Below are 13,504 nucleotides of genomic sequence, written 5' to 3' on the forward strand. Positions count from 1 at the left end.
GTGGCGCGAGGCTTGCGAGCATTGCCGAAGTACAGAGGTCAGAAGGTAGAGATGACAATTATCGCTAAACCATCCAGGGCAGGGACGATTCTGGCGAAGATTATCCTTGCAATGTGGATAGGCCTTTTAGCCGGCCGAAGCCAAGCCGTCGCCGGTGCAGCTGAAGCCGATGCCGCCTTCCACGCGAACAACTATGGGGAGGCATTCAAAGAATGGCAGGAAGTCGCCAAAGCTGGTGACGCAGCGGGCGAATATAATCTCGGGTTTATGTACTCAGAGGGGCTGGGGGTCACTTTAGACTATTCCAAGGCGGCTGAGTGGTGGGCCAAAGCTGCGGCGCAGGATTTTCCGACCGCTCAATTGAGCCTTGGCCTCTTATACTCTCTGGGCAAGGGTGTTGCTAAAGATGATGTGGTAGCGGCCGAGCTTTGGCGAAAGGCTGCGGTCAAAGGCTCATCCAAAGCGCAACAATATCTCGGGGATGCTTATTTCTTCGGCAAGGGAGTATCTCAGAGCAACTCTGAAGCTGTTTCCTGGTGGGCCAAAGCCGCCGAGCAAGGAGAGGTCGCCGCCCAGGTCAATCTAGCGACTTCATTTCTTAATGGACAGGGAGTGCAAAAAGACGTCGCCGCTGCCTTTTCATGGTACGAAAAGGCAGCGAATGGCAATAACGGGAAGGCACAGTACAACCTAGCTATAATGTATTTAAAGGGCGTTGGTGTTCAAAGGAATCCAGAGATTGCTCTGCAATGGTTAAAGCGATCGGCCGCGCAGGGATATGCGGGTGCTCAAGAAGCGTTAGATCGCCTTCAGGCAGCCATGGGTAAACCCTGAGAGGGTATCTCAGAATCTATTTTGTAGCTTTTTTGTTTTTTTACCGCGGAGGAATCGATGGGCGGCAGATATGGATCTAATGGCGGGTTATTCGGTAGAAACCCAAATCTTACTTCAAGTATAAATGACTTCGGCAGCAGCGTAAGCTTAAGTCAAAATTTCGGAGCTTATCAAGTATCGGGAACTCTCTCAAGAGATTGGAACACCGGAGAGCTAACGGGAAGCGTATTTGCCGGCGTTGGCACACCGGGGCCGCTCAATGCAAATGTGGGAGTACAGGCTGACACGAATGGGAGGATCGGTTTTGTCGGAGGTGTGGCGCTTAATTGGGGTGTTTCAAGCACGACGTTAGCTAACGTTGAGGTTGGATTGGATTTTGATAGGGCGATTGACCCCTCACTCCCGTCGGCGTCCTCACTTGGGAATATTGATCTCTCGCCATTCGGGGCCGCCTACTATCAGGTTAACCAACCGGGACTCGTAGCAAAGCCGTACGTCGATTTCGACGTACTGCCAGGGTTGCCCACGTTGTCGAGCCCTTATGTGCCAGGCGCAGCTTTTCAAGCGGCGATGGCTATGCCGGGCAACAGTGCATTCTTGATGGGAGTCGCTGGCACAACAGCATCGACTTGGCGCCCGGGTGTGACTTACGCGAATCTGCAATTTGCCTACGACGCGATTGCTCAACAGCAATTTTTCGACGGTACGCTTCAAGCCTGGACGGGCTGGGATACGCCCAGAGAGCGTATGACACCCGCTGATTGGGCGGATCAAAACGGCGGGGTGTCAGTGCCCTCCCAAAGTGCTTTCACGACCAGCAACAACAGTATGGGTCCCTTTGCGCCGATCGGAGAGCAGCGGCCGGGGACAAATTCGGCACCGAGCGCCGGCGTAACATCCAACAATTCCTTTACCGAAAACAACAACAGTATGGGACCCTTTGCCCCTGTCGGAGAGCAGCGGCCGGGGACCAATTCGGCACCGAGTGGAACTCCAGGATTTGGTCCCGGCTCCGCGGGCGATTCTCGCGCGGCCGACAGGACTTCGGCGCCGGGCGGTGGAGGCTCGTACGGCACCAGTGGAGCAACCCAAAGCGGGAATCCGACCGGCCGCAATGTCGGTTACGGTAATGGCGCCGGCGATAACTACACTGGCGCGGAAGAAAACGGCACTGGATCTTCTTATAATGTAAGCAAACCCACACACTATTCTCCTGATCCCGGCTTTGTCGGAGGGCTGCCGGTCACGGATATCTCGCCAGCACCGCCTAAGTTTGACGCCATGCCATCTTGGGATCCAACCGTTACGCAAATCTATAGCCCGGTTGGATATGTACCTGCCGCCACCGTAAAAGCTCGGCCGACTGCGCGTCCCCGTCCCGCTCCAGCAGCCCGAGTCCGCGCAGTGGCTCCGCCTATATTCGCTCCTGCACTGATTTACGTGCCAGGCGTGGGCTACACTGATCGCTCCGCCCCCATTGACAAAGTAGGTGCGGTTGCGCAGCAGGCGTTGGCCGATGGATTGTCGCCTGCTGCAGCTCGGGCGAAAGCTCTATCGTATGCGGCGCAGCAGCATTTAAATATAAATGATCCGAACCTGAAGATGAGGGTTGAAAATACTCTTGGCGCGGGTGGAGGTAAGTCAGATCATACTAACAATTCTGGTCCAAGTGGAATTGGCGGGAGCTACCACGGGGTTGCGACTGTCGGTGACCATTATGGACACGATAGCGGTGTGACAGGCGACCGAGACAATGGCTGGAACGGTAAGCCTGTCATTCTCGATCTGGACGGCAATGGCCTTTCGATCAATACGCTTGACTCCTCATCGCAATTCCTCGACCTCGATGGCGACGGTTACCAGCACCGCACCGCCTGGGCCGGCGCCGGTAACGGCGTTTTGGTGCTCGATGCCGATGGCGACGGCAAGATCAGCCGCTCGAGCGAATTCGTCTTCACCGAATGGGACCAGACGGCGGACAGCGATCTCGATGCGCTGAAAAGCGTGTTCGACACTAATCACAACGGCTTGCTCGATGCGGGCGATGACCGCTGGGCCGACTTCAAGGTCATGGTCAATGGCCAGTTGGTATCACTTGCTTCACTCGGCGTCGCCTCGATTGGATTGACGGCGACGGGTAGCGGCCAGAATTTTGCTGATGGCTCGGCGATCACCGGTACAGCGACCTATACCAAGACCGATGGAACCACGGGCGCTGACGGTGATGCGGTGTTGGCCTCCGACGCCAACGGCTACATCATCAAGTCGAACACCGTCACCAATGGCGACGGCTCGACGACCACTACGCTTGGCGGCTACGACAAGGACGGCACGCTGGCCTTCCATAACCGCATCACCGTCAGCGCCGACGGCCTGTCGACCACCACCCAGTTCGACGATGACGGGAACGGTACCTACGAGCGTTCGCAGACCGATGTGAGGACAGTCACGGCGGGCGTGCGCCAGCGCGTCGTCTCCGATTTTCACACCGATGGCTCATTGGCTGAGCGCACCACCACGACAACCAGCGCCGACAAAACGACGGTGACAACGGCGCTCGACCAGGACGGCGACGGCGCCACCGATCAGACGCAGGTCTTCGTCAAGAATGCCGACGGTTCCACCACGACGACGGTGTCTGAGAACAGCGTCAACGGCACCTTGCTGCGCAAGGTCGTCACCACGGCATCCGCGGATGGCCTGATCAAGGTCGTTCAGAGCGATTCGACCGGAACCGGCACCTACGACCTGACCAGTACCGAGACGACGGTCGTGGCCGGTGACGGCACGCGCACTAAAACAGTTGCCGAAACTTCGAGCGGCGGCACATTGATCGATCGCGAGCTGACCGTCACCAGCGCCGATGGCCGCACCCGCACCGTGTCGCACGACGTGGACGGTGATGGCAGCTATGAAACCCGTGACGTGACAGCCATCACCAACGGCGCTGGCAGTTCGTCCGTAACAACCGTCTCTACGTACAGCTCGACTAACGTGCTGATCGGCAAGACGGTGGCCACCACAAGCAGCGACAGTCTGTCCAAGACGATTGCGACGGATTCGAACGGCGACGGACAGGCGGATCTCGTCTCGTCGGATGTGACCGTGGTTGGCGCCGGTGGTAGTCTGGCCGAAACGCAGCAGGTCAAGAGCCGTGACGGCTCCCCGCTGTCCAGCAGCGTGACCAACACCAGCGGTGACCGAAAGACGATTTCGATCTCCACCGACGTCAATGGGGATGGCCATGTCGACATGGCCAAGACGATCGTCGTCGACGGTGCCGGCGTGACGACTTCAACCGTCAGCCAGTACAATGCCGACGGCTCCCTTGTTGGTCGGACTTATGACCAAACCTCCGCTGACGGCCTGTCTTTGACCCACAAGACCGACATCGATGGCGACGGCACCTATGATACCGTCGTCACCGATGTGACAACGACGGATGCCTTCAGCAACCGTACGCGCACGGTTACGACGAAGAGCGCCAACGGTACGCTGGTCGGCAGCTCCGCGATCACGACCAGTGCCGACAGCCTGACGCAGACCGAAAAGGACGACATCGACGGCAACGGAACAATCGAACGCACGAATGTCACCGCCACAGTTCTTGGAGGCGATGGCAGCCGCACGGTGACGTCCTCGACGACCAGCGCCAGCGGCGCCTTATTGGCCAAAACCGAGGTTAAGACCAGCGCCGACCGCAAGACGACCACCACGAAGATCGATGCCAACGGCGACACGAAGATCGATCGCACTGTCGTCGATGTCCTCAATGCGGATGGCAGCGAGGTCTCCACCGTATCCGACACCGACAGCAACGGTGTGCTGCATGGCAAAACCGAAACAAGTATCTCAAGCGATGGCCTGACCAAGACTGTCAAACAGGACGTCAATGGTGACGGTGCCTATGACACCACAACCCAGTCCGTGACCGCTATCGCGGCGTCAGGCACTCGCACGACGATCAGCTCGACGACCTCCGGCAACGGCACGTTGCTGTCGAGGGCGGTCGCCGCTGTGTCGGCCAATGGGCTGAGCGTCAATCTGCAGACTGATGCCGACGGCAATGGCGTTGTTGAACGTAAATCCAGCGACGTTACCGTCCTCAACGCGGATGGATCGAGGACCCGAACCGTCTCGGAATTGAACGGTGGGGGGGCGCTAATCGACAAGACAGTCACGTTTGCCAGTGCCGATGGACACACGGTGACGACATCGACCGATCTTGACGGCGACGGGCTTTTCGACCTCGTGTCCTCCGATGTGAAGCTTCTCGGATCGAACGGCAGCACCAGCGAGACGCTGCAGGTGAAAAGCCGTGACGGTTCGCTGCTTTCCAGCTCGACCATCTACACCAGTGCCGACCAAAAAACGATTTCGATAGCGGCTGACGCGGACGGCGATGGCCACGTGGATACAATTAAGACGATCGTCGACGACGACGCTGGAGTCACTACTTCCAAAGTACTCTTTTTCAATCCCGACGGATCCAGCAACATCAAAAAATGGGATGTGATATCTGCCAACGGCCTGTCGGTAACTAGTAGGGCTGATCTCGACTGCGATGCCGTTGCCGACGTGGTTATCACGGACGTTACGACCATAGACGCATATGACAGTCGCACTCGAACTGTTACGACAAGGAGCGCCAACGGCACGCTGATCGGCAGCTCCTCCGTCACCACGAGCGCCAATGGCCTCGTCCAGACCGAGAAGGACGATATTAACGCCGACGGTACCGTCGACCGCACGACAGTCACCACGACCGTTCTCGGCTCTGACGGGAGCAAGACGGTAACTTCGACGACCACCAGCAACAGCGGTGCTATGCTGGCGAAGACGGAAGTCGTGACAGGTGCCGACCAAAAGACGGTTACGACCAAGATCGATGCCAACGGCGATAGCAAGACGGATCGGACGCAGGTCGACATCCTGAATGCCGATGGCAGCCTTACGACGACGGTGTCAGATACCGACATCAACGGAGTGCTGCATGCCAAGGCGGAGACGACACACTCCGCCGATGGCCTGACCACGACCTTGAAGCAGGACGTGAACGGCGACGGCGTCTACGACACGATCACGCAAGCCGTAACCACAATCGCCGCCTCAGGCGCTCGCACCACCACCACCTCGAGCACGTCCAATAACGGCACGCTGCTGTCGAAGGCGATTGCGACGGTCTCGGGGAATGGCCTGACCGCCGATATCCAAATGGATGCCGACGGGGATGGCATCGTAGAGAACAAGTCGAGCGACGTCACCGTTCTCAACGCCGATAGCTCAACGGTCAGGACGGCCTCGGCACTCACCGGCACGGGGGCTCTGATCGGCAAGACCATCACGACCACCAGCGCCAATGGCATGACATCTACAGTTCAGGTCGATCTCGACGGAAACGGCACGATCGACCGGACCAGCACCGCCACCACGACGCTCGGCGCCGACGGATCGAAGACCGACACCGTGACCGTCAAAAATGCCAACAATGCACAGATTGCCCGGTTCCAAACAGACACCAGCGGGGATGGCAACACGCTGACGACGAGCAGGGATGTTGATGGCAATGGCACGACGGATGAAGCCAGTTCAACCGTCCTCAACGCCAACGGCTCAACCACGGCGGTCAATCGCACCTATACATCCGGCATTTTGACGTCGTCGGCGACACGCACCCTCAGCGCGAACAGCCTCTCCAGCACGCTTGCCACCGATCTTGACGGCAACGGCACGATCGACCAGTCGACCACCGATGTTGTTGTGCTTAATGCCGATGGCAGCAAGACCGAAACCATTACCGATCTCGACGCCGCTGGCGCCGTGAAGGACAAGACTACTGTCGTTACCAGTGCCAATGGCCTTGTGAAGACGACAACCTGGGCGGCTGTCGGCGCGACCATCAGCCGCTCCAAGGTCGACACCATCGTCCTCAATGCGGACGGCAGCACCACCGAGACCGTCGATTACAAGAAAGCCGACGGATCGCTGGAGAGCCGCACCGTCACAACGGTCAGCGCCAACCGGCTAACCACCACAGTTACCCAGGACTACAACGGCGATGGCGCCATCGATCTGACGACGACGACCGTGAGGGCGGCCGATGGCAGCGTAACGACGACCACGACGGGTCCCGACACGACGGCCAATGCGTTAGGAACCGGCGCCTTTACGACGTCCCCTTCGTCCACCAGCAAGACGACCACTGTCAGCGCGGACGGGCTGAGCAGCACGACGATATATGGCGCGACGTCGGTTGACTATCTCCCGGACCTGCCCAGCAAGCGGACTACGGAAACGGCGATCGGAGTCGATGGCTCGACGGTTCAAACAATTAAAGCCTATGAGTCAACGACCCTAACCGAGCAGACCAGGACGACGACAGCCGGCGACGGCCTTGCGACCACCAAGGAATGGGATCTCAACGGCGACGGAACCTATGACCGCAAGGAGACGGACGTCACGGTCCTCAACGCCGATGGATCAAAAGTCCACACCGTCAACAAGTTCGACGGGGCGGCACAGACCAGCAGCTTCGTGGCAACGACCAGCGCCAATGGCCTGTCGACGACGACGAGCTTGGACCTGTTTGGGACCAATCCGTTCAGCCAGGATTCTACGGATATCACGGCCATCAATGCTGATGGGTCGACCACAAGAACGGTGACCAACTACAAGGCGGATGGCTCGCAGCTGTCGAAGTTCATCACAGCGACGTCAAGCAATGGCCGATCGGTCACCACTCAAGAAGATATCGACGGGGTTGTTGGGATAGACCGTGTCACTGTTGACGCCACAAGAGTATTGGCCGATGGCTCTGTGGTCGAAACGGTCAAGAGGTCAACACCGGCCGGGGTGCTCTTGGACAGCACGGTCACCACGACGAGCGGTGATCGGCGCTTGATCTCGATTTCGCGGGACGCCGATGGCGACGGCACGGTTGACCAGACCGAAGTCACCACCAAGGTCGTCGACGGCTCGGTGACCACACTGATCACCGACTTCAGCGGCGCCAATCACAAACTGAGCACTACGAAGATTTCTACGAGCGCCGACGGGCTTTTGACCACAACCCAATGGGATTTCAATGCCGACGGAACTATCGACCAGACTCGCCGGATCAACGTTGCGCATCTAGGAGATGGGGTAACGGACACCAAGACCAGAGACGGAACGGGTGTGTCTGACACTTTTTACAATAAGACAACGACATATACGAGCGATGACGGCCGTAGCAGTTGGACTGGGATCGATTATGACGCCAGCGGCGGTGGCTTCGATAATATGGACAGCATCATCACCATGGCGGATGGATCTACCGTCGAGGGTATACACAACAGGAACGTAAATGTATCGCATCTGATCCCGGGTACGATCTACTGGCAAGCAGCGATCCCTGCCAATGTCATCATTAAGACCAGCGCTGACGGGCTGACGACAAACTATTGGTATGACTACGGCGGCACCGGCACGAATCCGGTCGGCTCGGAAAATCCAGATCTGACCCACTACGAAGTAACGGCAGTTGCCCATGTGCAGATTGATGGCTCGGTCGTCACGGAGATAACAGGTCGCCGGCTTTGGGACGGCCCAGTCACAGGAAAAGGCATCCTGACGGTGAGCGCCGACGGCATGACCACGACGCTGCTCAAGGACGCCGACAACAATGGCACTTACGAACACAAGGAAGTGGCGGTCACCCGGATCGACGGCTCCATCCAAAAGATCGTCACGGACTACAATTCAAGCGGTGTAGTGACCCAGACAGTTACCACGGACGTCAGCGCTGACGGCCAATCCACGTCGGTCATAACCGCCAATGCTACGACGGGAACAGGCACGACGACCAGCGTCGGCGTCGAATTCATGTCGCCCGGCACGACCAACGATACCATCACCGGCAGTTCAGGCGACGACCAGATCAACGGCGGTGCCGGCAACGACACGATCAATGGCGGCGCTGGCGACGACTTCATTGACGGCGGCATTGGCGCAGACACGATGAACGGCGGCGCCGGCAATGACACTTATGTTGTCGATAACGTCTCGGATGTGGTGAGCGAGGCCGCCAGTCAGGGCACCGACACAGTGCTGAGTTCGATCACCTACACGATCTCGGATTCCGATGTTGAAAACCTGACGCTGACGGGCACGGCGGCCATCAATGGCTCAGGCAATGGCTCGTCAAATATCCTAACCGGCAATTCTGGAAACAACACCCTCACCGGAAACGGCGGCAACGACACCTTCTTCGGAGGCGCTGGCAACGACTTTATTCTGGGCAACACCGGCAGCGACACGTTGTGCGGCGGTACCGGTAACGATCATCTTGAAGGCGGCAATGGTAACGACAACTACATCTTTCAACGCGGCGACGGCAGCGATTATATCGGCGACTTCCAGAATACCAGAGCAGCTGGTTCAGGTGATCCTGCGGCAGCTCAAGCCTTGGGCGTTTCCGCCACCGGTATCGTCGATACGTGGATTGGCGGCTACATGTGGAGCACTGTTTTCAACCAGTTGCTAAAGCTTGGTGATGCTGGCAGCGACACCCTGACACTTACAGGGGGAATCAAGGCGGAGGATCTGTCGTTTACGTGGACGGGACCGAATAGCGACGATCTAACTATCACCATTGGCGGCGGGCCAACAGGTGACAGCGTAACGTTGGGTCAGGAGTCGATCGCCGGTGCACGTATCGACAAGCTTCAGCTCGACGGTATGGCCGCAATGAACTTGGTGGTCTCGAGAGCCATCGGAGCAACGGTGAATGCTGGGACGGGATCTAATATCATCTTCGGGCTTTCCGGAAACGAAACCCTCTGGGGCAACACCGGGGTGGACATTATCTATGGCGGGACCGGAAACGATGTGCTTTCGGCCGGGACGGGTGACGACACTTTGGTCGGCGGCACCGGCAATGACTATGAGAACGGCGAAGGCGGCAGCGACAAGTACGCATTCCGGCGCGGGGATGGCGCCGATACGATCGAAGACTTCAGCATGGTCGTGACGACCGCGGCGGCCGACATCAGCGCTGCCCAGGCCTTGGGTGTTTCCGCGACGGGATACACCAACACCTGGATTGGTGGCTATCTTTGGCAGACTAGCAGCAACAGCCTGCTGAAGCTGATCGATGGGACCGGCTCCGACACGCTGTCGTTGGAAGGCGGCATCACGGCGGATGACCTTTCCTTCTCATGGATCGGCGTGGGTGCGGATAATCTGCAGCTTACCATCGCTGGTGGGCCAGCCGGCGACAGCATCCGGATGGATCAGCAGAAAACGGCTGTCGCAAAGATCGAGAAGATCTCACTTGACGGCGTCGGCACGATGAACCTCAACGTTGCCGCGTCGGCTGGCGCAACGGTGAGTGCCGGCGCAGGCTCAAACCTCATCTTCGGCCTATCCGGAAACGAAACGCTCTATGGCAACATTGGCAACGACGTAATCTATGGCGCATCTGGCAATGACGTCATTGCTGGCGGTGCGGGGGACGACACTCTCGTTGGCGGATTTGGCAACGACTGGATGGATGGCGGGGACGGAAGCGACAGGTTTGTCTTTCGACGCGGCGACGGGAGCGACGGGGTTGGCGACTTCAGCATGGTCTATACGACCGCTACTGCCGATTTGAATGCCGCCCAAGCTATTGGGGTTTCGGCGAGCGGCATCAGGGATACTTGGGTTGGCGGTTATAATTGGCAAACAAGCACCAATAGTCTCCTGAAACTGATCGCTACGACAGGAACCGACACCTTGTCCCTTGAAGGTGGGATCAGACTGGACGATCTATCATTTTCGTGGGCTGGGCCCCGCTCCGAGGACCTGATCATCAGTATTGCCGGCGGTCCGGCAGGCGAAACTGTTCGCATATATCAGCAGGCTGTTGGAGTCTCGAAGATTGAAAAACTCGCCCTCGATGGCATCGGTGCCCTCAATCTCGCAGTCGCAAGCTCACCAGGCGCCACCGTCAGTGGCGCTACTGATGCCGACATCATCTTCGGCCTGGCCGGCAATGAAACGCTGAACGGCAATACCGGCAACGATATCCTTTCTGGCGGCGCCGGCAACGACACGCTAATTGGCGGCACCGGCAATGATCAGTATCGTTTCAGAGCCGGAGACGGATCAGACACCATCGTCGAATCCGGATCCTTTACCGACAACGATGAACTGAATTTCGGCACGGGAATCGACTCGAACGAACTCTGGTTCGCTCAGCAGGGAAACAATCTCGTGATCTCAGTTCTGGGCACGACAGACAAGGTGACGGTCAGCAACTGGTTCGCCGGTCCGGGAAATGTCGTCGAGACAATCAAATCGGGTGACGGCAAGGTGCTGAACCAATCCGATGTAGCCACTTTGGTAGCCGCCATGGCGGGTTTCGACCCTGCGACGGCGCCGACCGGATCCGGTATCCAGCCGAACGACCCGAGGCTCGGTGATCCGAACCATGTTGGCACGATCGCTGCAGCCATGCAGCACACTTGGATGGCGGCTTGAGATTAAAAGTTCAGCGTAAAGCCGGGCCGAGGTGGCTCGGCTTTACTAACTGCAGATGGCCATCGCTCCCACTCCAGTGTTAATGACGCCACCGTTGACTGTAATCAGCTCGATATGGGTATTTAATAATTCCATCGTCCAAGCACGCCTATTTGCCGGCAATGGACATGCGCCTTAGCTTTTGTTTTGATCGTATTTTCATAATTATGATACGTAATAATATTACATAGACCAAGCGCAAGGTAATCAATTAGAGGATTCTAACGTAAGTAAGTATTGACCCGAGCAGTCAAAAAGTCTTTGAAGAAATCGTCATAAAAGTGTCATAAAAGACATTGCTTCGCCGACAGGCATCCATTATTTTCTTCCATGAATAATGGCGGTGATCTTGGAGTCGACGATTGATTCATAAGTATGATGTAGCCCTTGTCGGCGGTGGGATCACCGGCCTCATGGCTGCCCAAAAGCTGAGCGACATTGGAATGCGTGTCGTTCTGATCGAGAAGCACGCGACTTTCGCATCAGGCCCCTCTACACGCAATGAGGGGTGGCTTCATAGGGGCACTTACCACGCGGCATCCATAAGAGATCGCGCAACCGCGCTCCAGGTGGCTAGCCGTTGCATCTACGGACATGAGCAACTTCGCCGTTTCAGCCCGGAAGCGCTTGAGGATATCGACGTTAAACCTCTGGTGTTGATCAGAGCCGAGGACCGTGTTTCAGAGGTGGTGTCCCGCTGGGACGAAGCCGAAGTACGCTATCGACCCATTTCGCTATCAGCGGCCAAGGCGCGAATTCCAGCCGCTAACTTCGACAATGCGGCAGCAGTCTTCGAGGCAGACGACGTCAGCCTCAACACACGTCTGCTTTACCGGAAGCTACATGCGCTGGCCCGAAAGGCAGGGTGTGACTTCTTCGTTGGCGCCGAGATTCTGCGGATTGAGGGCCAAGCTGCTACTATCAAAGACATGGACGGGCGGATCAACGCCGTCGAGGCTCAGAAGTTCGTGTATTCAGCTGGCACTGGTGCAAAGTCCGCTTTCCAGGAATATCACAACATTGAACTTCCGATCCGATACTGGAAAAGCCATTTGGTCGTAACCAAGCGGTTGGCATCGGCCGGCGTTTTCTATGTTGATGCTCACGAAGCCGCGATGATGCATCATGGCCAGATGAGCATCGTGGGTCTCAATGAAGACGCCATGCTGTGCCACGCGCCGTCCTATGATGTTGTACCAGATCGGGCACAGAATCTCCGCAACGCAATCAGACGTATATTCCCCGATTGGATCGGTGAAGACGCCGTCGATATCGCCTGCACTAAGGTTGACTTGGTTAGTGATACAGATAGTGCGCGCTCACTGAATATCGCTATAAGAGAACCAAAGCCCGGTCATATCTGCGTCTTGCCTGGTAAAATGACTGAAGCGCCATACCTGACCGACGTGCTGACGTCCTACCTACATCATCATCTCGACGACTCTCCAATCTCGATGAGACCTTGTGACGAATTCGTTCGCGAAGAAGCGCCTCTCAAAGTGGCCTAGAAGATGTCCCTCATCGATTATCTAAACCAAACCCGATACGGGCAAGATCTTCTCACCATTGATGAAGTTATTCGTCTGTCCGATCGAGGAAATACCATCTTCGATCCCTGCTCGGTGTTAATATCAAAACACGCGGTGATCGGCGCTTCGAACGTTTTCTTCCCCGGCGTCTATTTGCTTTGCGAGGAAGGGGCGGAACTCGTGGTTGGCGATTTCAACAGATTCTATCCCAATACCTTGTTGGAAGCCTCGGGCGGTGCAATCAGAGTCGGGACGCAAAACCAGTTTGGCGAGGGTGGATTCACCGCAAAAGCCAATCGCCAGGGCGCATCGATATCGATCGGCGATTACGGCAGATACATCAATGGAGCCGCGGTGTTTGGGTCCACAAGCCTCGGCTCGGGAAGCCAGCTCATTGGCGCCGTCACGGTAGACAGCTGTCATCTCCAAGAGGGTGGGGATTTTCGAGAGCCTGATCCGGACAAGCGAGCCGGTCTGTTGAAAGGCTTTGGCACAGCGAAGAACCTTACAATTCCCGCTGGTCATGTGATCACCGGCTCCGGTTCGTTTCACCTCGACAACTTGGTGCCGCAATCCTTCTATCATCCGAAAGCCTGAGA

The 13,504-nt window shown here is 57.2% G+C and carries 4 protein-coding genes; all 4 read left to right on the forward strand.

Going from position 1 to position 13,504, the window contains the following annotated elements:
• Positions 1 to 51: 51 nt before the first annotated feature.
• A complete protein-coding gene (locus tag FJ980_RS00785; RefSeq protein WP_140541063.1) occupies positions 52 to 834 on the forward strand; it encodes a tetratricopeptide repeat protein in 783 nt (260 codons plus the stop codon).
• A gap of 1,734 nt (positions 835 to 2,568) precedes the next feature.
• Positions 2,569 to 11,337 carry a calcium-binding protein gene (locus FJ980_RS00790; protein WP_140541064.1) on the forward strand — a complete coding sequence of 2,923 codons (8,769 nt, stop codon included), beginning with the start codon at positions 2,569 to 2,571 and terminating at the stop codon, positions 11,335 to 11,337.
• 401 nt (positions 11,338 to 11,738) lie between these two features.
• Complete coding sequence (locus FJ980_RS00795) at positions 11,739 to 12,884, forward strand: FAD-dependent oxidoreductase (RefSeq protein ID WP_140541065.1); 1,146 nt, start codon at positions 11,739 to 11,741, stop codon at positions 12,882 to 12,884.
• Between the two features lie 3 nt (positions 12,885 to 12,887).
• Entirely contained in the window at positions 12,888 to 13,502 is a 615-nt protein-coding gene (locus tag FJ980_RS00800) for a hypothetical protein (protein ID WP_140541066.1), read from the forward strand.
• The last annotated feature ends 2 nt before the right edge of the window (positions 13,503 to 13,504 follow it).

The organism is Mesorhizobium sp. B1-1-5 (genome assembly GCF_006443065.1).
In the GTDB taxonomy this organism is placed as follows: domain Bacteria; phylum Pseudomonadota; class Alphaproteobacteria; order Rhizobiales; family Rhizobiaceae; genus Mesorhizobium.